At 58.3% G+C, this 22,559-nt stretch carries 12 protein-coding genes and 1 tRNA gene; 7 read left to right on the top strand and 6 right to left on the bottom strand.

The window, feature by feature from the left end; genetic code table 11:
* The first annotated feature begins 59 nt into the window (after positions 1-59).
* The gene (locus AC6IY8_RS14790; RefSeq protein ID WP_497775291.1) at positions 60-2,570 is read left to right on the top strand and encodes a M1 family metallopeptidase; all 2,511 of its coding nucleotides are present in this window, start codon (positions 60-62) and stop codon (positions 2,568-2,570) included.
* A 78-nt stretch (positions 2,571-2,648) separates the two neighbouring features.
* Positions 2,649-2,741 (top strand) — tRNA-Ser (locus tag AC6IY8_RS14785).
* A 209-nt stretch (positions 2,742-2,950) separates the two neighbouring features.
* On the opposite strand, the gene dctA is transcribed toward AC6IY8_RS14785, so the two are convergent.
* The 4 genes from dctA to AC6IY8_RS14765 form a co-directional block, all read right to left on the bottom strand.
* Positions 2,951-4,303: a C4-dicarboxylate transporter DctA gene (dctA, locus tag AC6IY8_RS14780; RefSeq protein ID WP_497775290.1), complete on the bottom strand. Its 1,353-nt coding sequence runs from the start codon at positions 4,301-4,303 to the stop codon at positions 2,951-2,953.
* 463 nt (positions 4,304-4,766) lie between these two features.
* On the bottom strand, positions 4,767-5,258 hold the full coding sequence (locus AC6IY8_RS14775) for a hypothetical protein (protein WP_497775289.1): 492 nt from the start codon (positions 5,256-5,258) through the stop codon (positions 4,767-4,769).
* A gap of 98 nt (positions 5,259-5,356) precedes the next feature.
* Positions 5,357-6,253: an RluA family pseudouridine synthase gene (locus AC6IY8_RS14770; protein ID WP_497775288.1), complete on the bottom strand. Its 897-nt coding sequence runs from the start codon at positions 6,251-6,253 to the stop codon at positions 5,357-5,359.
* A 426-nt stretch (positions 6,254-6,679) separates the two neighbouring features.
* Entirely contained in the window at positions 6,680-9,061 is a 2,382-nt protein-coding gene (locus tag AC6IY8_RS14765) for a hybrid sensor histidine kinase/response regulator (protein WP_497775287.1), read from the bottom strand.
* 545 nt (positions 9,062-9,606) lie between these two features.
* Here AC6IY8_RS14765 and AC6IY8_RS14760 point away from each other — a divergent pair.
* The 5 genes from AC6IY8_RS14760 (at position 9,607) to AC6IY8_RS14740 (ending at position 20,285) form a co-directional block, all read left to right on the top strand.
* Positions 9,607-13,368: a carboxypeptidase-like regulatory domain-containing protein gene (locus tag AC6IY8_RS14760; RefSeq protein ID WP_497775286.1), complete on the top strand. Its 3,762-nt coding sequence runs from the start codon at positions 9,607-9,609 to the stop codon at positions 13,366-13,368.
* Positions 13,369-13,588: 220 nt separating this feature from the next.
* On the top strand, positions 13,589-14,839 hold the full coding sequence (locus tag AC6IY8_RS14755) for a putative DNA modification/repair radical SAM protein (protein ID WP_497775285.1): 1,251 nt from the start codon (positions 13,589-13,591) through the stop codon (positions 14,837-14,839).
* A complete protein-coding gene (locus AC6IY8_RS14750; RefSeq protein ID WP_497775284.1) occupies positions 14,836-16,239 on the top strand; it encodes a UdgX family uracil-DNA binding protein in 1,404 nt (467 codons plus the stop codon). The genes AC6IY8_RS14755 and AC6IY8_RS14750 overlap by 4 nt, the downstream gene beginning before the upstream one ends.
* Positions 16,240-16,591: 352 nt before the next feature.
* Positions 16,592-18,895: an aldolase/citrate lyase/malate synthase family protein gene (locus AC6IY8_RS14745; RefSeq protein WP_497775283.1), complete on the top strand. Its 2,304-nt coding sequence runs from the start codon at positions 16,592-16,594 to the stop codon at positions 18,893-18,895.
* Positions 18,896-18,995: 100 nt separating this feature from the next.
* Positions 18,996-20,285: an MFS family transporter gene (locus AC6IY8_RS14740; RefSeq protein WP_497775282.1), complete on the top strand. Its 1,290-nt coding sequence runs from the start codon at positions 18,996-18,998 to the stop codon at positions 20,283-20,285.
* Between the two features lie 24 nt (positions 20,286-20,309).
* Here AC6IY8_RS14740 and AC6IY8_RS14735 read toward each other — a convergent pair whose 3' ends face one another.
* Together AC6IY8_RS14735 and AC6IY8_RS14730 are read right to left on the bottom strand one after the other, a co-directional pair.
* Positions 20,310-20,981, bottom strand: coding sequence for a DUF2461 domain-containing protein (locus tag AC6IY8_RS14735; RefSeq protein WP_497775281.1), 672 nt, complete (start codon positions 20,979-20,981; stop codon positions 20,310-20,312).
* Between the two features lie 68 nt (positions 20,982-21,049).
* Positions 21,050-22,510, bottom strand: a complete 1,461-nt coding sequence (locus tag AC6IY8_RS14730) for an AsmA family protein (RefSeq protein ID WP_497775280.1) — start codon at positions 22,508-22,510, stop codon at positions 21,050-21,052.
* Positions 22,511-22,559: the final 49 nt, after the last annotated feature.

Genomic DNA, 22,559 nt, shown 5'->3' with positions numbered 1-22,559 from the left:
TGATGCTGTATCGTGTTTGCCGTCGTGCGAACGGCAGAATGGAAACGACATAGATCAGAATGCGACTGAAGATCCATCGCGCCTTCCTCGTGCTTTCCGCGCTCCTTCTGAGCGCCTCGGCTCTCCTTGCGCAGCACGGTGCCACGCCGCCATGGGAAGACCCCACGCTTCAGTTTCCCGGCATGGCCACCGCTCCGCCACCGCCTCGACAGGTCGATAAAGCGCAGCGAAGCGGGCCAACGGCGGCGCTTTATCGCGCGCTTCGCTCTGTGGGACTCGACCCCAGTAAGGTCTTCCACATCCGCGAGGCGGTGATGGATCGCGACGACCTCCATCTGTATCTCACCGACGGCACCATTGCATTCACTCAGGACGTCGAGGGCCGGGTGACCGGGGCCTATTTCGTTGGCGAGGGCGAGGTGCTCATGCGTCCGCCCAACATCACCGAACGCGCCTCACTCGGCCTGTTCTCCGGCATGGGTGTGCTCGACGAGAAATTCTCCGCTGCCTATTTCCGTTTCAATGACGATCTACTGACGCAGCTCAAGCCCTATCTCCGTGAGAGCGAGGAGCAGCAGGAATTCATTGCCGAGCACGATGCGCGAGCTCGCGAACTCGCCGAACTAGATGCTTTGCGGCTGGCAGGAAGCTTCATGGAAGCGCCCGCGCTGGCCTCACTCGATCACTTTCTCCACGCCCGGCTAGCGACACGACTCGGTAATCTCGACCTTTTCGATGACTCGCTGCAGGAAGACCGCTTCACCATCGGAAGCCTCGGGCATTCTGGTGACACGCTGTATTTCGACGTCTGGATGGCCTTCCCCAGCCGAAAAGCCTCGGGTGAACGCCGGGTCATCGATCCCGTAGGCTCCTCTTCCGCCGTTGCCATCACTGCCTTTCGCATTGACACCGTGCTCACTCCGCCTGAAACGCTCGAAGCAACTGCCGACCTCGACCTTGAGGTTCACGATGGCGGACAGCGCTTGCTCAGCTTCGAGTTATCTCGTTGGCTTCAGGTGCGCTCGGTAAAAGTGGACGGCGCTGATGTGGAGTTCCTGCAAAACGAGGCCCTCACCGGAAGCGAACTCGCCAGGGTTGGAAACGACCTTGTCACCATCGTCATGCCCCACACGCTGAGCCCCGGCGAGCACTATCAGTTGCAGTTTCAATATGCCGGACCGGTCATGCAGCAAGCCGCCCCCGGACTGCTCTACGTGGGCGCGCGCGGAACCTGGTATCCCAACCGCGGCGTGCAGATGAGCCGCTTCGATCTCAAGTTTCGCTGGCCGCAGGACTGGACGCTTGTCGCCACCGGGCACCACATCTCCACACTGGAGCAAGGTGACCAGCGCGTCGGCCAGTGGAAATCCGAAGGCAACATCCCGCTCGCCGGATTCAACCTCGGGCGTTTCGTAAAAGCCTCATCCCAGGTCGAGGACGTCACCGTTGCAAGCTACACCGCCGGAGTCGTCGAAGAGCCCATCGCAAAAGCGACTTCGGTGCTCGCCTCAGAATCCTCCACCCGCAACGTCGCCATCGCCCAGCGTTCTGCAGAGACGATTCGAAAGTACTCCCAGTGGTTTGGCCCTTTTCCTTACAAAGAACTGGCGCTCACCCAATTGCCCGGACCTGTGTCGCAGGGATGGCCAACCCTGGTGTACCTCAGCAGCTACGCCTACCTTACCGATCAGGAACGGCGCGCGCTCTCGCTCGATGAGTTCCGTCGTCTGATCTACGACGGATTCATGCAGGACCACGAGACGGCGCATCAGTGGTGGGGAGACCGAGTCGCATGGCAGAGCTATCGCGATCAGTGGCTCATGGAGGCGCTTGCCAATCTGAGTGCATTCATGATCATGGAAGAGGAACGGCCGACGCTCGCCCGTGCCCTGCTCGAGTACTACCGCGAAGAGTTGCTCGCCACCAATGCCAAGGGCAAAAGCTACGCCGACGCTGGCCCCGTCACCTTAGGTTATCGCCTATCGTCGTCCGTTTTTCCCAATGCCTACATCCCAGTCACCTACGGACGCGGTCTGTGGCTGATGATCATGCTGCGCGACTACTTCGCCGACTACGAGAAACTCGACGTTAAATCTGCGCCCGCCCAAATTGCGGCAAAGCAAGAAGCCCTCCCGCAAAGTGGACGTTTCCTCGCCGCGTTGCGCGAGTTTGGCCGCCGCTATGACCGAAGCACGGCCACAACCGATGATTTCCGCAAGGTGCTGGAAGAATTCCTTCCCACCAAGGCTCGCTTCGAGGGTGCACGCACCCTGAGTTGGTTTTTCGACGAATGGATCCGCGGCAGTTCGGTCCCCAAGATCGAAATCCGGAAACTCGCTTTCAAGCGCCGCGGAGAGGCCAGAATCGCTACTTTCTCCCTCGTCCAGGAGCAGGCTCCCGACTCGCTGATCACCTCCGTCCCTCTCTTTGCCGAGCTTGCCGGAGGTGAGCGCATCTTCCTCCAGCGCGTGTTTGCCGATGGAAACGAAGCACATATTGAGATCAAGGTCCCCCTCGGCACTCAGAAGCTACTTGTAGACCCGGAGAAAAAGCTTTTGCGGCTGTACTAAAATAAACATCGAAATCGCTGGCCGATGGATATACGAAACAGAAACGGTTCCGTTATAATCGGCTCAGCCGATGTGTGCGGAGAGATGGCCGAGTGGCTGAAGGCGGCGGTTTGCTAAACCGTTGTACGGTCAAAAGCTGTACCGGGGGTTCGAATCCCCCTCTCTCCGCCAGACGCTTCCAACCTTCTACAAATAAAATCTCCTACTAGTCTGGGCAATGGCTTGCGCCGACGCTAGCTCACGTTCGAATGCCGCAATCAGATCGGCAGCGCTCAAAAATCAGGCTCGTCTGCGACCGCGGAAATTCCGCAAGGTGCCGTCAACCCGAGGGAAACGGCACCAAGTCAGAAACGGTCACGAACGAAAGCTGCGCCACCGCACTAAATTGTGGACTGGCTACCTCGATCTAACTCCGCCCGGAATTTGTCCCAGTCCAATTCGTCTTCCCAAGAGGCCATCACCACCGCTGCGGTGCAGTTGCCAATATGATTCGTAATCGCCCGTGCCTCGGACATGAACTTGTCGATTCCGAGGATCAGTGCCATGCCTGCCACCGGAATTCCAGGAACCACCGCGAGGGTTGCGGCCAACGTGATGAAGCCGGAGCCCGTGACCCCCGATGCGCCTTTGCTTGTGAGCATGGCCACCAGCAAGATGGACATCTGTTGGCCGACCGTGAGGTGTATGCCCAAAGCCTGCGCGATAAAGATGGACGCCAGTGTCATATAGATATTCGTTCCATCCAAATTGAACGAGTAGCCAGTGGGGACCACCAAGCCAACAACCGAACGGGACAATCCAATGCGCTCCAGTTTCTCCATCAGAGGAATCAGCGCAGACTCCGATGAGCTGGTCGCCAGCACCAACAGGAGCTCGCTCTTGATATACCGGAGTAGCTTCAGAATGTTGAACGCGGAGAAGCGCGCGATTGTCCCGAGCACGACCAAGACAAAGGCCGCGCATGTCGCATAGAACAGAAGGATGAGCGCCCCCAGCGGGAGCAGCGAGCGCAATCCGAATTTGCCGATGGTGAACGCGATGGCGGCTCCGGCACCCAGCGGTGCCGTATACAGCACAAGCCGCATGACCCCGAACAGTACCTTGCTGATATTCCCTAGTAGCTCTTTCACGGGCCGCGCGTATTCCTCCGGGACCCGGGCCAAAGCGAAGCCCACAAGCACCGAGATGAGGAGCACCTGGAGAATGTCCCCCTCGGTGAACGCGCTGAAGAACGTCCTCGGAATCATCTTCAGCAAATGGTCAGCAATGGTCATGTGTTGCGCCTGCGTCACGTACCCTGCCACCAGCTTGGGATCCAGCTTCGAAGGATCGGCGTGGAAGTTGCGGCCTGGCCCGAACACGTTGGCCATGAACAGGCCGAGCACCAGGGCGAATGTGCTGACCACCTCGAAGTAAATGATTGCTTTTCCACCTACGCGTCCTGCTTTCCGGATGCTGCCTGCACCGGCAATACCCAACACGACGGTGCACAGAATCACTGGCGGAATGAGCATCTTTATAAGACTGATAAAGCCATCCGCGACCGGCTGCATCGCCACGCCCACCGATGGATAGAAGTGCCCGACGAACGCACCGAGCACGATCATGAGGACAACCCAGTTGTACAGCTTTGTGGCGGAGTGCTTGGCTTTCTGTTTGAATCCATTTCCCTTGCTGCTCTGTTGCTGCCCGCTACCCACTTGCTGTCCGCTATGAATAACTGTTCCGTGCATAAGATTCCCCTCCTCTGTCACTGAAATCGGAGCAGACACACGGCCTTGCCGGGGTGATCGGTATGGCAATGTACTCAGCAGCAATTGCTCGCTGAAACATAAAAGGCCAAAGCGCACGTGATAAAACCCCGCGCTCTTTATGCTGAAATAGATAATTTCTGCTTGCCTTGCTGCCCCCGAAATCTGAGGCGGGCATTGTTGTCCGGAGCATCCCAGGAGTCAATTAGAAAGGAGAGTTCATGCAGGAATATCGCACGCCCGAGGGCAACCCAGCTCAATGCCAGAGGCGCGGATCAGCTCATTTAGCTAACCCAGCTCGGAATCAGTTGTCGCCAGTCCGGAAGTAAACGCGATTCCACGTTGCGCAGATATAGATTGATTTGCCAGAGCCCGGCAGCCAGAGTCGCATTGGGGGCAGGATTGATTGCGCTCGGCAACGGCCGCCCCCAAAGCCGTAAGTGTTTTACAACTCCTCTGCTGGCAGGACCTCTTCAATCGCCGACCAGGGCCCGCCCTGAACTACGAGATACTTCAAATAGAGTTCGGCTGCTTGCCGGTTGGTGGCAGATGCGAGAAGAGTACGAGCAGCATCTTGGACGCGCTCTTTCGGCAGCGAGGCGAGGTCAAAGCTCTCTTCGATTATTCCATCGGAATGTGGAATCCCCAACGATTCAACATAGCTCACGACCGTCGCACGATGATCATGGAGCAGATATTCCTGCAGCACGCTATTTGCAATCTGCTCAGAAAGATTCAGAGTTGCTGCGGTCCAATTGGCTAGGCGCTCAATCGGAGCCCGGCGAACACTAATCTCACGAACGTTTTTTGCTTTCGCGAGAGCTGCAAAGAGGAACTGTTTCTGTTCTTTCGGCGTCTCCACCCAAAACACTTTGCTGGCAGAAACTCTAATCTCATTCGGTAATTGTCGCCAAATACGCGTGGCGGAAAGCGGCATGTGCAGGCCTCACCTACAGTCAATCTTAAATTCCATCTACGATGATAACGGCTGCAGGAGAACAACGTCTTGGTCACGACATAAGGCGGGAGATCCACTCACTGATGCAACGAGAACCCGGATGGCAAAGCTGCTTCAAGACTGACTTGTTCTGCGGTGATGGGGTGGTGGAATTTCAGAAATTGGGCGTGCAGGAAGTACCCTCCATCGCCGGGGAGGCCGGGAAGGTTTTCAAGCGGCTGGCCGTTTAAGCCGTACAGAGGATCGCCTACCAGTGGATGGCCGATGGATGCCAGATGGATTCTGATTTGATGAGGGCGGCCCGAATTCAGGCTTACTTCAAATGTCGTGGTGCTTGAGGTGCGTGAGATCACCTTCGCCAATGACTTCGACGGTTTGCCACTTGGGTTGGCGGCCCACACGAAACCGATGCGCGGGTGCGGTACGAGTCCGATAGGCGTGAGGATTTCGTAGGCGTCGTGCGGTGCAACGTTTTGAGCTAGCGCCCGATAGATCTTTTGAATTTTGGTTGTGTTCCAGTTTGCCTCCAGCTTCGCGGCCGCCTTCCGGGTTTTGGCGAAGAGGACGATGCCGCTGGTCGCTCGGCCCAGCCGGTGGACAGGGTTTGCGTTGGGTGTTTGCTTTTGCACCAAGCGCAGGAGGGTGTTTTCCATGAAGCCAGCGCCCGGAAGGGTGGGCAGCCGGCTGGGTTTGTTGACGGCCAACAGATAGGGGTCATCAAACAGGACTTCGAAGTGCCGAGGTGCGTCTGGCTCGATCCAGGGTGGACGGTTCCAGACAAGGATTTGGCCTGAAGCGACCAACTCGCTTCCGGTGGCGGTAACGCCGTTGAGGGTGACTTCGCCGTTGTTCAGGTTTTGTTGCCAGGCCTGTGGGGTTGAGTGGGGGTAATGGCTTGCCAGGTGGGTGAGCAGGGTTTGTCCGTGGTATTTCCTGCTGATGATTGTGGTGTAGGCATAGCCCCGGTTGAGCATGTAGTTTCAGTGTAAGCTATCGCATCTGCGGCAGGTGTTGCTGTCAGTCGAGCGACACTGGATTCAGGCAGCAGCCGACCTCCGGAGTCTTCACGCAAATAAACCGGAACGGTTGAACGGCATTCCTCACATCCCAAAATGCGATATGAGAATCGAATCAGGCATGCTGCACAGAGAAGGCGAGCTCGTATCAATCGGACAGCCGGTGAAGATGCCGACCATTCGGGAATTCCTCGAGAAAATGGCCGACGAACAGGGCAAAGAGATCGAACGCCTCAAGAGGGAGGCGCTTGGCACAGAGCGACGTCGGCAGCGCCGCGAGAGCCAAACAGACGAGATATCACCTGATCCGTGGCAGATCCACCCAGTCAGAAAGCAGCGCAACCAAGAACCTGGCCCATGAACAGCTCATTCCAGTGTCGGCCTTCACGCACCTGGCCGAAGCTCCTCGGAGTTTTCGTCCTGGTTCATCAGCTTGCTCAGGGCTGCTGTCAGAGCCGACGCCGTAAAAGGTTTCGCCAGGAAGGCAACGCCTCGGTCGCCAATATCGCTGAGGTCCAGCACCCCATCCGCATAGCCTGACATGTAGAGCACCTTCAGATCTGGATACCGTGACCGAAGTTCCCGCACGACCTGTTTCCCACTCACCTTCGGCATTACAACGTCCGTGACGATCGCATCGACTGCAATATCCCCATGGCTGAGTTCCTGCACCGCCCGCTCTCCGTTCTCCGTCTCGATGACCCGATAGCCGTGAGCGCGCAGCCATTCGGCAATGATCTTCCGCAAAGAAAGTTCGTCTTCCACCAGCAGTACCGTGGCTCCGCCGCCGGAGTCTTGCCGCTCGACCGCTTTCAGTCGCTCGCCTTGATTCTTCTCTCTTACCTCTGGAAGATACACTTCGAAGGTCGTGCCCTTCCCCATCTCGCTGTGCACCGCGACATGCCCGCCGCTCTGCGTCACAATGCCGTGCACTGTTGAGAGTCCCAATCCCGTACCTTTGCCGGACTCCTTAGTGGTGAAGAACGGCTCGAACATATGCTCCTGCGTTGACTGGTCGATGCCCGATCCGGTATCGGAAATCCTTATCACCAGGTATCGGTCCTCCGGCATGTGCGGTGCGGGGCTGCCTTTGAACGTGTAGGTTTCAATGCACAGCTTTCCGCCTTCCGGCATGGCGTCGCGTGCGTTTACCGCCAGGTTCATCAGCACCTGCTGTAATTGGCTGCGATCGGTTCTTACCCGTCCTTGCCCTGCGTTCAGTTGAAATTGCAGCTCGATGTGCTCGCCAATCACGCGAGACATCATCCTCTGCGACTCAGTCACCACCTCGTCCAGCTCCAGCAGTGTCGGCTCTAGAACCTGCTTTCGGCTGAAGGCCAGCAACTGCCGCGTCAGGTCTCCGGAGCGCATTGCCGTCGTCTTGATCATCTCCAGACTTCTCTTCACCGGACTGTCCGGTGGAAGACTCGACTCGGCAAGTTCCGCATAGCCCAGGATGACTCCGAGCATGTTGTTGAAGTCGTGTGCCACGCCTCCGGCAAGGCGTCCTACGGCTTCCATCTTCTGCGCCTGCGCCAGTTGTTGCTCAATGTGAATCTGCGCCGTGACGTCGCGCACCACGACGCAGACCCCGGTGATTTGTTCTGTCGAGTTGCGCAATGGCGTGAATGACGCGGAGACGATGATCTTCCTTCCATCCTTGCGCACCTGTTCCACGCGCGAGCTGGTAAAGGACTCACCGTTGCGAATACGTTTTAACGATTTCGCGACCCCTCCCCTGCGTTCTGGCGGTAGCAGAGTACTGATATGACGCCCAACCATTTCCTCCGCGGAGTATCCGAGTATCTTCTCTGCTGCTCCAGCCCAGGTTGTTATATATCCTTCGAGATCCTCGGAGATGATGGCGTCTTCCGAAGCCGAAATTGCGGCTCCAAGCTGCAGGAGATTGTTCTCCATCTGCACATCTGCCGTCATGTCTTCCACCAGCACCACGGCACCCACCACCTCTCCTGTGGGATTTCTTACTGCCGCCGCCCATATCCTTGCCGGGAAAGTCGCGTTGTCCTTCCGCTGTCGCACGGTGTCGAACTGGTACTCGGAGCCCGACAACATTCCAGCCAGCGTTCTATCGAATTCGGCCTCAAGTCCGGCGGGCACGGCCGGATACGGCTTGTTCAGCACCTCCTCACTGCGCCAGCCAAAGATGCGCTCGGCAGACTTGTTCCACGAGATAACCTCTCCGCGAGTGTTCAGCAGAATGATGGCCAGCGGCGAGGCATCCAGAACTCCTTCCAGCATCTCTTTCCTGCTGAATGCAAATCGCCTGTTCTCCAGATGCTGAACACATTGATGGGCAAGCAGGCGCAGGCCGGTGCGCTGGTCCTCTGTGATATCGCGGGGTACTGTGTCGAGCACCGCCAGTGTTCCCACGGCCATTTCGCCAATCAGCAAGGGAACGCCTGCATAGAAGCGAACGTTCAGCTCTCCGGTGACCAGAATGTTGTCTTGAAACCGTGGGTCGGCGGATGCGTCCCGGACCACCATCATGTCGCGTTGCATGATGGCGTATGCGCAAAATGCAACTTCCCGGGGAGTCTCGGTGAATTTGACTCCGACTCGCGACTTAAACCATTGCCTGCTCTCGTCCAGCAGGGTCATGATCGCCATCGGAGCCTTGCAGATCATCGCCGCAAGTTGAGTGATCTGCTCAAAAGCCTCTTCCGGAGGCGTATCCAGGATTTGCAGTTCGAATAGTGCCCTCAACCGTGCCGACTCGTCGTCCGGGATCGGGATGGTGGCCTTCATGACGGCTCTCCGATGTTTGCGAGGTTCTTCGAACGGCTGTGTAGTTTTGCACTCGTTGAAGTGGCGGTCAATCAAGATCGCGCAAAGCTCCGCTCACTTTGAAATGCCTTCGCAAATCTTGCGGATTGGATGGGAGGCAATGCAGCCACGTTATCCCGACGACAAACCCCGGCGCAAAGGTTCGCTGCGTTCGGGCCAACTCGCCATAAAAGCGAATTGAACCTCTGAGTTCTGTTTGCTTCAGGAAACACCCGTCCCTGGCGTTCTATGCCGTCGTTCGATACACGCGGTCTGTCGGGCAATTGATCCGGCGAGTCTGTTCGAAGGTAAAAAAGATGAGGCCGTGATGTTAAGCACATCGGAAAACCTGGTCTAAGCTGCTCAATCCAAAAATGTTTTACCTGATAAGAGTGCTGCTTTTTCTGTAACTCACCTTACCCTCCCATTGTGGCTGACTTATAAAGGTTCAGCTTAGGTACCCCGTCATCGAGCGAGCCGGCAATGATCTCGGCCGCCGTGGGGATGTTGTCTTTGGGGAGGCAGGAATGAGTACTTACAACAAAGCTGTTCGCGGCGGCCGCTGGTGTGCAAAGCGGTGGATTTCCGCATTCGTTATATGCCTCGTTGCATTCTGTCTGTGCGGCGTGGCAACAGGACAGGTCGGAGCAGGCAGCCTGAGCGGCATGGTTCAGGATCCCGGCTCTGCCGTCGTCTCTGGTGCCGTAGTCACCATCACCAATCTTCAGAACGGGCTCGAACGCACTCTCACGACCACCGCCTCAGGTGCGTTTTACTTTGCCGCCGTGCCCAGCGGAGACTATCGCATCACTATCAAGATGGCTGGCTTCCGCGACTTCGTCCGGCCCAGCGTTCACATCAACCCGGGTGATGCGCTCGCCTTGCAGGACATCAAGCTGGGCCTCGCCTCGACCGCAGAAACCGTATCCGTCGAGGGCGCAACCGGCGAAATCCCGCTCGATAGCGGCCAACTCAGTTCCACCATTTCCTCCACCGATGTCGATCGTCTTTCGGTTGTCGGACGCGACGCCACCGAACTTCAAAAGATTCTTCCCGGGTTTGCCATTCGCAGCACTGATAACACCAATACTGCCCCCGACTTCTCGCAAGTGAACATCGGCATGGGCAATGCTTATATCTCCAACGGCGCTCCTGTAGCGGGCACCACTCTCAAACTTGACGGTGCCAACCTTACCGACTCCGGCAACATGGGTGCCAACCTTCAGAACATCAACGTCGCATTCGTCAGCGAAGTCCAGGTGCAGACCTCCAACTTCGGCGTCGATCAGTCCAACGGTCCCGTGGTCATCACCGGCGTCACCAAGCCCGGAACCCAGACCTATCACGGCTCGCTCTACACCTACGCCCGAACCAGCGCACTGAACTCCAACGACTCGTTGGCGAAGTACAGCAAGATCGCACGCCCCGACGACCGTTACATCTATCCCGGTTTCACTCTCAGCGGTCCGGTCCCCGGAACGAAGAAGCTGACATTCTTCACTGGTGCCGAGCTTGATTTCCAGAAAGACGTTTACGCCTACGGCTCTGCCAGCAGCGCCATAGTCAACGCGCTCGTGCCCACGGCCGCCATGCGCAAGGGCGACTTCAGCACCGAGGCCATCAAGAACTACCTCGGCCCCAGCTACACCAGCGGCACCTACGCCCAGATTTCGCCCACCCCGACCGTGGGAGATAACGGTGGCGCGCTGACCAACGGCAACATCGCGGCCTTCCTCGATCCTGGTGCCATGGCCTTGGTGAACAACACCCTGCCACTGCCCAATCTTGCGGCCACCAACAGCGACGGCTACAACTATCAGACGCTCAATCTGGTGGGCAACAACATCTTCCAGACCACCAGCCGTCTCGACTACAACATCAACTCCAACAACCTCGTCTTCTTCCGTTACAGCTTCGAACACGGACTGCAGGGACAGCCGCAGGTTCCCTACTATGCTCCGCAAAGCATCATGGGTGCCGTGAACACCCCTGGCGGCGGCCTCCTCAACCGCATCAACGTGCACAGCGCCTCGGCCAACTACGTCAAGGTCTTCTCCCCCACGCTGACCAACGAGTTGACTGCGACTCTCACCTATTTCACCCAGCAGTTCGAGCCGAAGAACCAGAAGGCCCTGCTGAAATCCACCATCAACTACCCATACAACGCAGTCTTTGATAACGGCTCCAAGCAATATCCGCAACTCGGAACCTATGCTCCCTACGGCGGCCTGCCGCTCGGTCTATGGCCGGACTTCACTACCGGTGGACTGTACCTGCATAAGTATCAGCCCGCCCTCAGCGACAACCTCAGCAAAGTCGTCGGCAAGCATGGCCTCAAGTTCGGAATCTTCGGCCAGCGCGTAGCCAACAATCAGGCCAACCAGAGCCAGGCCAACGGCGTCATTCAGAACTATTGGTTCGGCGCCGCCGGCAACGAACTCCACAGCTACAACGGCTTCTATCCAGACGGCAGCCCGGCTTTCGATCCCACGCCCCACTTCAACAGCGGAAACTCGCTGGCCAACTTCTTTGAAGGCCAGATTCAGGACTTCCACCAGACCTCGTTCACCCCGCGCACCAACATTTACTTCTGGAACATTGAAGGTTATGCGCAGGATGCATGGCGTCTCAGCCAGAGCGTTGTTCTCACCTACGGTCTTCGCGTAAGCCATCTCGGAGCCTGGACGGACTCGCACGGGCTCGGCGCAGCCGTCTGGCAGCCAAACCTCATCGGCACCAACATGAACGCCACCTCCAATCCGTTCCCCGGATTCCAGTGGCATGGCATCAATCCTGCGATACCCAACTCCGGCACCAGTTCCACCGGAGCCTACTTTGCACCGCGTTTCGGCATCGCGTGGGATGTGTTCAAGAACGGTAAGACCGTCATCCGCGGCGGCTACGGAGCCTATCGCTTCCATGACTCCGCCGACGACGTGATTGGCGCGTTCCAAACCGCAACCGGACTGCGCAAAGCCGACCTGCAAGGCTTCAGCGGAAACACCCTTGCTGGTGTCAGCACCGTCCACCAGAATCCGGCGACCTACGGCAATGCCGGAGGCACCCAGACCTCGCTGCCGATTTCCTCCGTCTCCGGACTCCTCGCCAGCGATCGCAAGACGCCGGTCACCAACAACTACAGCTTGAGCATCGCCCAGCAGTTGAACAAGACGACATACCTCCAGTTCTCCTACGCCGGCAATAACAGCAACTCGCTGATGAACAACGGCACCACGCAGGCCGTCGTGCTCAATAACATCAACGCCGTTCCTGTCGGCTACCTGTTCACCGCCGCTGCGGCAGCCAAGATCAACGCTGCCACGGCCTCCTGGATGCCGCGCCCCTGCAATCCCGAGGGATGCACGCCTTACCAGGCCGCGCAGTTGAACAACACGCAGGACTGGGCCGGTGAGCCGAGCGTTCAGGCCGCCCGTCCCTATCCGCAATATGGCAGCATCATCGTGCCGCAGCACAATACCTATGCCAACTACAATGGCTTCCAGGCTCTGCTCGTGAAGCAGTCCGGACGCCTGACTTACAACATCAATTACACATGGTCCAAGGCACTCGGCATCCTCGGCTCCGCGGCTGACTTCAACTACACCGCGCCGGTCGATCCCTTCCACATCAAGAACAACTACGGCCCGATGAACTATGACCGTAGCCACATCCTCAACCTCTCCTACTCCTACCAGTTCGGCAAGGTCACTCCGCAGCGAACGCTCGGCTTGATCGCCAACGACTGGATGATCTCGGGCATCACCACCCTCGAGAGCGGCGGCAACATGCAGACCGGAGTCAGCTTCTCGCCGGACTTCTACCTGCAGGGCACCATCACTCCCACCGACGGCGGAAGCTACCCGGTCAACAGCCAGACCATCCTCGGAACGCCTGACGTGAGCTTGCAGCCGGTCATGAAGTGCAACCCACGCTCCGGCCTTGGCAAGAACCAGTTCATCAACGGCGGATGCTTCGCCCTGCCGGAGATTGGAACCAACGGTCCGTACATCATGCCTTACATGCACGGCCCGGCGTTCTTCAACAGCGATCTCAGCCTTGAGAAGTCCTTCTCTCTCGGCGAAAGTCGCAAACTGCGCTTCCGTTATGCAGCCTTCAACTTCCTGAACCACCCGCTGCATAGCTTCGGCACGCCGTATCCCAATCAGACGACGCTCAATCTGTCCGGCAACTCGCCCGCGACAGCGACAAGCGCCAACAGGAATTTCGGCTTCGCCCCTCTGACCGTCGGACGTCGCCTGTCAGAGATCTCGCTGAAGTTCGACTTCTAACCTCCTGAGCAGTCTTCCTCCAGTCCCCGTCACCAATGTAGGTGGCGGGGATTTTCTTCCACCCAGGTGCCCTCCCGTAAACTCGCGTTTCGCGAGTTTACGGCGGGGGAGTTTGATTTAGACTCAGCCCTCAGCCCGCCGTGAAAACCTTTTTCTCCCCCGGATATCGGGCCAATTCTGGCCTATGTTCGCCTTCTCTTCTCTTGTTACAATCTGGTCAATGGAGCTGGAAACCAAGCTTCGCATCCTCTCAGACTCGGCGAAGTACGACGCCTCCTGCGCGAGCAGCGGATCGCGCCGCAGTGCCGAACTTGGAGCTCTCGGCAACACGGCTGCTTGCGGCATCTGCCACAGCTACACGCCCGACGGCCGCTGTGTCTCGTTGCTCAAGATCCTGCTGACGAACTACTGCATTTACGACTGTGTCTTCTGCGTCAATCGCAGCTCCAGCGACATCCCGCGGGCCCGCTTCACTCCCGCCGAGGTCGCGCAACTCACCATCGACTTCTACAAGCGAAATTACATTGAAGGGCTTTTCCTGAGCTCCGGCATCATCCAGTCGCCCGACTACACCATGGAGCAGCTCATCGAGGTCGCGCGTACCCTTCGCACCGACCACCGCTTCAACGGCTACATCCATCTCAAGACGATTCCCGGCTGCTCGCCCGAACTTCTTCGTCAGGCCGCCGGCTATGCCGACCGACTGAGTGCCAACGTCGAGCTGCCCACGCAGACCGATCTCGACAAGCTCGCGCCAGAAAAGAACAGCGCTGTCATCGAGAACACTCTTGGGCGCGTTACAACTGAAATCGTGTCCTCGAAAGAAGAGCGTGCCAAATCGAAATCGGCTCGCCTCCTCGCCCCCGCCGGACAAAGCACGCAAATGGTCGTTGGCGCTACTCCCAGCACCGACGCGCAGATTCTGGCGAAGTCTTCGCACCTGTATTCCGCCTACAAGTTGCGTCGCGTGTACTACTCCGCGTTCAGCCCATTCCCCAAGGCTGATGCCCGCCTGCCCATTGCGGCCCCGCCGCTTGTGCGCGAGCATCGCCTTTATGAAGCCGATTGGCTCATGCGCTACTACGGATTCCACGCCGACGAGCTCACCACCGAGCAGGAACCCAACCTCGACGCCAAGGTGGATCCCAAACACGCCTGGGCCTTGCGCCATCGCGAGTTCTTCCCAGTGGATGTGAACCGCGCCACTCGCGAAGAATTGCTGCGCGTCCCCGGCATCGGCTATCGCAATGCCATGCGCATTCTGTCCATCCGGCGCTATCACCATCTCTCGCTCGACGATCTGCGCAAGCTGCGCGTCTCGCTACGCCGCTGCAAGCCGTTCGTCATCACTACCGACCATAGTCCCTCGGTCGTGTTGCTCGACTCCAATCGCCTGCCGACCGTGACCGCCGTTCCCGAGCAGCTTGCACTATTCGACGCAGCCACCGCGGCCGTAGCAGGTGAGTTGTGATCCACGTTTCGGTTGAGCCGCAGTTCGCCAGCTTCCGCCAGCGTTGCCGCGAACTGCTGGCCTCCAACGTAGCGCCTCACGATGTCGCCTGGTCGGAGGCCGATGCCGAGCAGTTATCGCTTCTTCCCTCCGAGCCCGTTGGCGAATCCGGCAGCAAGCTCCGCGTTCCCCGGCGCTACTTCGATCTTGCACGCCTTGTTTCGTGCCACACCGATCCAGCGCGATGGCATCTGCTCTACAGCGTTCTGTGGCGTGTCGTTCACGGCGAGCGCAGCCTGCTCTCCGTGCAAATCGATCCTGAAGTTTTGCGCCTCAACCGCATGCGTCAGGAAATCGTTCGAGACATTCACCACATGCATGCCTTCGTCCGTTTCCGCCGCATGGAACGCGACGGAGCCGAATGGTTCGTCGCCTGGTATCGTCCCGACTACCGCATCATCCGCCTCGTCGCCCCGTTTTTCGAGAAGCGTTTTGCTGCCATGCGCTGGACGATCCTCACTCCGCACGGATCGGCCAACTGGGACGGCCTTCGTCTTTCCTACTCGCCCGGCGTCGCCATGCCGCAGTCTTCAAACAAAGACGAGTTGGAATCGCTCTGGTCCACCTACTACCGCACCACCTTCAACCCCGCCCGCATGAATCTCGATCTCATGCGGCAGGAAATGCCTTCGCGCTTCTGGACCAACCTCCCCGAGTTGCAGGCGTTGCCCGAAGTGCTGGCCGATGTCCCCGCCCGTCTCGAAACCATGCATCGTCAGCAATCGACCTCCGCGCAACACATCGTCCCGCCCAGTCGCGACCTCAACGTCTTGCGCGAAGCTGCCAGCGCCTGCACCGCATGCCCGCTGCACTGCGATGCCACGCAAACTATCTTCGGCGAGGGCTCGCCCACCGCCCGTCTTGTGCTCGTCGGCGAACAACCCGGAGACGTAGAAGACCTCACTGGCCATTCCTTCGTCGGCCCTGCGGGCGAGGTCCTCCAGCGCGCCATGGATGAAGCCGGTATCCTGCGCTCCGACATCTACCTGACCAATGCTGTGAAGCACTTCAAGTTCATCCGTCAGGGCAAGCGCCGCATTCACCAGACCCCGCGCATGTCGGAAATCATTGCCTGCCGCCCCTGGCTCGAAGCCGAACTCCAGTCCATCCAGCCGCAAGCCATCCTTCTGCTGGGCGCCACCGCCGCCAAATCTTTGCTCGGCAGCAGCGTCCGCATCACTCGCGATGCGGGCAAGGTGATCCAAACGCCCTACTCCGCTCACACCGTCATCAGCGTGCACCCCAGCTTCGTCCTCCGCAGTTCAGACGAACACCAGTCACGCGCGATTTACGCTCGCCTTGTCTCCGACCTCTCCACAGCGCAAAAACTAATAAGCGAGAAGAACGTCGCACGGCTCTGAGCAGTACGCCATTCCATTCAGTTCGAAATGTGGTGCCCCACCTCTGCCCTCTTTTGGCAGAGGTGGGTCCTTTGACAGACGTGTGCCTTGCCGCCACTGCCTTCGCAACAGGGGTTTTCAGCCACGTCATTCTGAGGCATCATTGTCCTGACTTCTACCTACTTGCCGCTCTGCCTCTCGTCGCATTTCTGTTCACCATAATGCGGAGCATGGTTCCGAGCCCGCGTGGTATCCGGGCGATCGCCAGCTAGCGCCCTGACCGCTGTTTGACGAGCAGCCAGTTTAATGATTCCATTTCAAGTTGCGGTTTTCAGGCCTGAAGACCGCCATCAGCCTAGAAGGAGCAGCTGCGATGATTCGAGAGGACGTTCTGCAGAGTTTTCCTGAGCTATTTGGCACAAAGCAAGTAGGTGGACACGAGCTTAAGGTCGAGGAGACCATCGCCACACTTACCCGTGAGCTGAATCCAGCGATTGCCGCTGCGCTTTCAGCCCGCCGTGCCATTCTCAATTCGCCGTTGCCGGTGCGAGAGAAGTACGCATGGCCCAAGTGGGACGAGCATTTCGAGGATCCCATCAGTGGTCAGCCGTGGACCTTCCGCGAAATCATCCAGGGACTCATCGACAACTTCCTCGATCGTGAAACTCCGCATCGCTGGCGCCTCAATGACCAGGTTCCCATCCCGGCTGACGCTCATCCGCTCAACAATCCGGGGCTTGAGTTGACCGGACCGTGGTATCCGCTCGACATGGCTTTCAACGCCCTGAACAGCAACGCGCCCATGAATATGCCGGACTTCGAGGATGCCTCGCCCACGCACTTCCGTCCTGATGGCACTCCCGTCCATGCTCCCATCGGAGTCTTCGGAGCCCTCAAGAATGCCAAGGAGATCTTCGAAGGCAAGTGGAAAGACCGCGCCTACGAGGTGCAGAAGAAGGATAAAACGCGCAAATACACCATCGGCCGCGACTCCGGACAATGGCCCACGCGTTTCGTACGCCCGCCGAGCATCCACATCCGCTACGATCACGTGCGCGTTGATAATCAGCCTGCTCCGGGCCTCATCGTCATCGCCGTTCTCTGGACGTTCAACAACTACGAGTCGCTGAAGAAATCCGGAACCGGCGTTTACTTCTACATTCCTAAGCTCCAGACACCGCACGAAGCCCTCATCGTCGAGAAGCTGTTTGCGCGCCTCGAACAGATGATTGGCGTTCCCGCCGGAACCATCAAGATCAAGATGCTCTACGAGGAAGGCAACGGCGGACGCTTCCTGCCCGCTATTGTTTGGACCCTGCGCCGCCGTCTTCTCGGCACCAACGTCGGTCGTTGGGACTACCTTGGCAGCCTCATCGAGATGTGGAAGGACGATCCCAACGGCGTTTTCCCCGACCCGCAAACCGTCGGCATGGCCGCGCCCAACATGATCGCCTACCAGCGCTACAACGCCTTGAACATCCTGCTCGCAGGTTTAAAGCATGGTGAGTTCACGCAGGGCGGACCCATTGGCGGAATGGCTGCCGTCATGATCTATCAGTCGAGTGATGCTTATGGTCGTGCGCGCTACAACCAGCTTGCCTTGCGTGCCATGGCCATCGATAAGCTGCGCGAGCGCCTCCTCGGGCTCATGTTTGTTCCGGACGGACAACTGCCCGCCGGCACGCGCCCCACTCTCGACCAGATACTTTCCGGCGAAGTCAAAGGCAAGCTCTACGACGCATATCGCCAGAGCTGGGTCGCCAGCCCCGAGCAGGCGTATGTTGCCGCGGGCAATGCGCCTCTCCGTGCATCTCTCCCCGAGTTGCAGAAGATGCTCGATGCCAAGCGCGAGACCGTTGACGTAAAGGGCAAGCCCGTGCCCACCGTCGGCAGCGGGCTCGTCGAGGCCGAGCAGCAGCTCTTCCAGTCTCGCGGCCTCATCGATGGCAATGGACGCATCACGCCCCAGGTCATCGCCCGCGAGTCGCTCGACACGCCCGAGAAGTTCCTCTCGCCCGAGCTGTGGGAGTCCATCTACGGAGTTCCCAAGGGCGACATCACCATCGAGCACATCCAGCACGCCTTCTACATGGCTGCCAACTACGGCTTCCAGATACTTAACGGAAACTTTGCCGCCGCCATCGACGATTACGAACTGTACCTGCGCTTCATGAACGACCTAGCCACCTATCGCATCGATATGTCCTGGCTGTGGACGCTCGTGCAGCACCAGGCCACCATCACCAAGGACGGATACCTCAAGCGTCCCGCACTCACCGAAGATGGTGTCGTGCCCGCAACCAACGCCGATCATGTGAAGGCTGGCACGCGCTTCACGTCCGAACTGTTCGAGAAGGTCTTCACCTATCACGATGAGTGGACAAAGGAGTTCTTCGCCGAACTCGACCGCCGTGGCGATCCCGGCCGCTTTGATCGTTCCAAGGCACAGGTCATCATGGAGCTTCTGAAGCGCCAGCTGATCTCCAAGCGTTACATCCAGCACAGCGCGCGCGTTCTGTTCGTCGTCGGCTCAGCCAGTGCGCAGGAGCGGACGCAGATTCTGGATGCCATCTTCGATCTCTCACGCGAAGAACTCGTCAAGCGTGGTGAGTCGGCAAAGGCCGCACTCGCCGCCCACGATTATGTCTTCGACATCTTCCCCAACGGCAGGCAGTAACTGCTTCACCTGCATCGCAAGGCGGCTCGCAAGGGCCGCCTTCTTTTTGTCATTCAGCACTCGCGCATCGTAAGATTCATTCGAACACAGGATTGTGCGCATGACCTCGTCGCAACTCTCGACCGCAGCAGACACCCGGAAACGCATCGTCGCCATCATTGGCGCTTCTTCCGGAAACCTCGTCGAGTGGTTCGACTTTTACGTTTACGCTTTCTGCGCCATCTACTTTGCCGGATCTTTTTTCCCGAGCGGCAATGCCACCGTCCAGCTACTTAAGTCTGCTGGAGTCTTCGCCGCCGGGTTCCTCATGCGCCCCATCGGAGGCTGGCTCTTCGGACGCATCGCCGACAAACGTGGCCGCAAGACAGGCATGATGACCTCCGTCCTCATGATGTGCTCGGGCTCGCTGCTCATCGCATTGTTGCCAACCTATAAGCAGATCGGCACCGCCGCGCCCGCTCTGCTTCTGCTCGCGCGCCTGCTGCAGGGCTTGTCCGTTGGCGGAGAATACGGCACCAGCGCCACCTACATGAGCGAGGTCGCTTTGCGCGGACGTCGCGGCTTCTTCGCGTCTTTCCAATACGTCACGCTCATCGGCGGCCAACTCCTCGCCGTCATGGTGCTCGTCATCCTGCAACACTTTCTCAGCAACGAACAGTTGAAGGCCTGGGGCTGGCGCATTCCTTTCGCTCTAGGAGCCCTCGCCGCCATCGTCGCCTTTTATTTGCGCCGTTCGCTCGATGAGACCACGACATCGGAATCGCGCCGCAATCTTGAGGCGGGCACCATCGCCGGAGTCATGAAGCACAAGCGCGCCTTCGTCACCGTGCTCGGATTCACCGCCGGTGGCTCGCTCATGTTCTATACCTTTACCACCTACATGCAGAAGTACCTGGTCAACACCGCTGGCATGAGCGCCCGCTCCGCCAGCGAAGTGATGACTGTGGCGCTGCTCGTGTACATGCTTGTCCAGCCCTTGTTCGGAGCGCTCTCCGACCGCATTGGCCGCCGCGCTTCCATGATCTGGTTCGGAGCCTTAGGCGCCCTCAGCACCGTTCCCGTGCTGCATGCTCTGGCCCACGTGAGGAGCCCTTATGCGGCGTTCGCGATTGTCATGCTTGAGTTGTCCATCATCAGCCTGTACACATCCATCGGCGGGCTCATCAAGGCCGAGATGTTTCCCATCGAGATTCGTGCGCTCGCCGTCGGCTTGTCTTACGCTCTGGCCAATGCAGTCTTCGGCGGCTCCGCCGAGTTCGTCGCCCTCGAATTGAAATCCATCGGCAGGGAAGCGACTTTTTACTGGTACGTCACCGCTATGTGCGCGCTCGCTCTCCTCGTTGCCATCCTCATGCCCGATCCCAGCAAGCAAGGCTATCTGCGCGACTGAAGCAGAAACACGCTCCCACTCGACTCAGAATTTCAATCCCATCGCCTTCGTCGTAAACTCCACCAGCGGCGTCAGCGACTTGCAGGCCGAGACGAAATCGCGCATGAATTTCGCGCTGCACACCTGCTCTGCCGTCAACTCGACCGATGCAATGTAGTCCTTGCGCTTCAGGTCTTCTATGCAGGGATGCTTAGGATCAAATCCCTTCGGCGGACGCGTCAGACTTCCGCCTTCCAATTCGTACTTACCTGCCACCTTGCGCCATTGTTGCGGATCCTTCACGATCGCCGTCCGTATCTTCGTCAGCGTTGGATTATCCGGATGCCACACTCCCGCAGCTACAAAACACCCTGTCGGCTCCAGGTGCAGATAGAAGATTGGCGCATGCACATCTTTCCCGCTCTCGTGCATAAAGCGCATTCCAACGTGCGTCTTGTACGGCAGCCCATCCTGCGAGAATCGCGTGTCCCGATAGATGCGGAATAGCGATCCGCGCGTAGGCCGTGCGTCGGCCACGAAATGTCCACTCAGCTTCGCCAGGTGCGGAGCGAAGCTCGTGATGAACTCCATTGCCGGGTCCACCACCACTGTCTGATACCGCGCCTTGTTTTTCGCAAACCACTCGCGGTTGTTGTTGCGTTTCAACTGCCGCAGAAAATCGAATAGATCAGGCTCAAAGAAAGCAGTGTCCGCCATGGCGAATCCTCACAGAGAGTTCGCCTACTACGTTAATTGCTCTTTGAGGATCGCGACAACCGTGAAGCCTACTTCAGCCCTACTTTGAATTTCGGCTGCCGGGTCGTTCCTGTGACGCTCACCGGCAGTTCCGCCCCAGCATTGTGCTTCTTGAAGAGTGGGTCCACGAATTTCAGCAGAAATGATTTCATTCCTCTTGTCGCTTCGGAAACCTCTGCCTGCATCCGCAGCTTGCCCTTCAAGTTCACATGGCTGTTGTGTACGTCGAATGTTCCTGCCCCGTTGGCATCCGCTCCGGGCACGCGGAATCTTGCGTTGGAGAGATGCGCAATCGCATCCCTCATATCCACATCGCTCGACATCACAGAAATTGCATGATCCGGCGGGTCGTCATCCTTCGCATCCCCTCGCGACTTCGCTCCCATTTCGTTCAACTTCTGCTGTGTTTGCGGAGAGGTGAAGTGCGCATCGTTGATCACAAAGTTGCCGGTCAGCCGCACTTCTTCCAGGAATGGCTTATTCCCGCGTTCAACATTGGCGCTTGTCTTAAAACGGATCGGTCCCATCATCGACGGCTGCGGCGCAGAGACGAACAGGCGCAGCAGATCTTCCACTCGCCCATGAGCACAGGTAAACTGCATCCTCACCACATCATGCGCATCCTGCGCTACCTGGGGCGATATCACGCCATAGCCTTGGATCGCGGTTGATCCTAACTGCGCGTCCACCGCTTGCAGTTTGACCAGCCCGCTGCTGGCATCCACCGCGCCGTTGAACCCAACATGCAGCGGCATCGGATGATGCGCCTTGCGCACCTCGAATCCTGCGACATCCACCTGTCCCGTCACCGCGATATTGTTAAGCGCCCCTTTGAACTGCCCATTGCTGCTCATCAGGCCCCCAATCCCGGGCACCGTCTCCAGCTTGCCCTCGCTCACATGGAATGATCCCGTTACCACCGTCTGCATCGGTTCATCCGAACGCCATGGCCCAATGTTTCCCTGCGCTGCAATCTGCATCATCGGCAGCGGATTCTGCAAAGCCGCCTCGAATTTGCTCGTCTTGTTTGCGCCGATATTGTCCACTCGCATGCGCTCGATCGTGAAGCGTAACGCTTTTTGGGGTTCACTCGAGACCACCTGCAACTCAGCCCCATCGGCGATCAGGTGCTCGAGCGTGAACTGTCCCTTCTGGTTCTGTGCTCTATGAAACTCCAGGTTTTCCGACGCTCCCTTGGTGGAGACACGTACCACCAAGCCTTCCGCTTTTACCGATTCAATCGACTTCGATGAGCCAATCATCCCCGTGTAGCTGGAGAGTAGCGTCAACCGCCGGATTGTCACGCTCGGTTCCGCATTCGGAGCACGCCGCAGCGTCACCTGCTCGACGACGAATCCCGGTCTCGGGAAAAACACCTGCTGGAAGCTTCCAAACTCAACGACTGCGGAGGAGTGTTGATGCAGTCGTTCGGTGATTCCTGCGCGTGTGAACGGCCACTTCACCGCAAACAGTATTGCGACAGCGCACATAGCGGCCAGCACCACTGCACCCGCAATCCATATCGCGCGTCTGCTTTTC

The sequence above is a fragment of the Koromonas soli genome (genome assembly GCF_059726265.1).
This window is presented reverse-complemented; position numbering and strand designations above follow the sequence as displayed.

What these genes read in the sequence shown, in the direction of transcription:
- AC6IY8_RS14755 (WP_497775285.1), top strand. Translation starts at nt 13,589, where the DNA reads ATGGAGCTGGAAACCAAGCTTCGCATCCTCTCAGACTCGGCGAAGTAC.
- AC6IY8_RS14760 (WP_497775286.1), top strand. Translation starts at nt 9,607, where the DNA reads ATGAGTACTTACAACAAAGCTGTTCGCGGCGGCCGCTGGTGTGCAAAG.
- AC6IY8_RS14730 (WP_497775280.1), bottom strand. Translation starts at nt 22,510, where the DNA reads ATGTGCGCTGTCGCAATACTGTTTGCGGTGAAGTGGCCGTTCACACGC.
- AC6IY8_RS14790 (WP_497775291.1), top strand. Translation starts at nt 60, where the DNA reads ATGCGACTGAAGATCCATCGCGCCTTCCTCGTGCTTTCCGCGCTCCTT.
- AC6IY8_RS14745 (WP_497775283.1), top strand. Translation starts at nt 16,592, where the DNA reads ATGATTCGAGAGGACGTTCTGCAGAGTTTTCCTGAGCTATTTGGCACA.
- AC6IY8_RS14775 (WP_497775289.1), bottom strand. Translation starts at nt 5,258, where the DNA reads ATGCCGCTTTCCGCCACGCGTATTTGGCGACAATTACCGAATGAGATT.
- AC6IY8_RS14740 (WP_497775282.1), top strand. Translation starts at nt 18,996, where the DNA reads ATGACCTCGTCGCAACTCTCGACCGCAGCAGACACCCGGAAACGCATC.
- AC6IY8_RS14735 (WP_497775281.1), bottom strand. Translation starts at nt 20,981, where the DNA reads ATGGCGGACACTGCTTTCTTTGAGCCTGATCTATTCGATTTTCTGCGG.
- AC6IY8_RS14765 (WP_497775287.1), bottom strand. Translation starts at nt 9,061, where the DNA reads ATGAAGGCCACCATCCCGATCCCGGACGACGAGTCGGCACGGTTGAGG.
- AC6IY8_RS14770 (WP_497775288.1), bottom strand. Translation starts at nt 6,253, where the DNA reads ATGCTCAACCGGGGCTATGCCTACACCACAATCATCAGCAGGAAATAC.
- dctA (WP_497775290.1), bottom strand. Translation starts at nt 4,303, where the DNA reads ATGCACGGAACAGTTATTCATAGCGGACAGCAAGTGGGTAGCGGGCAG.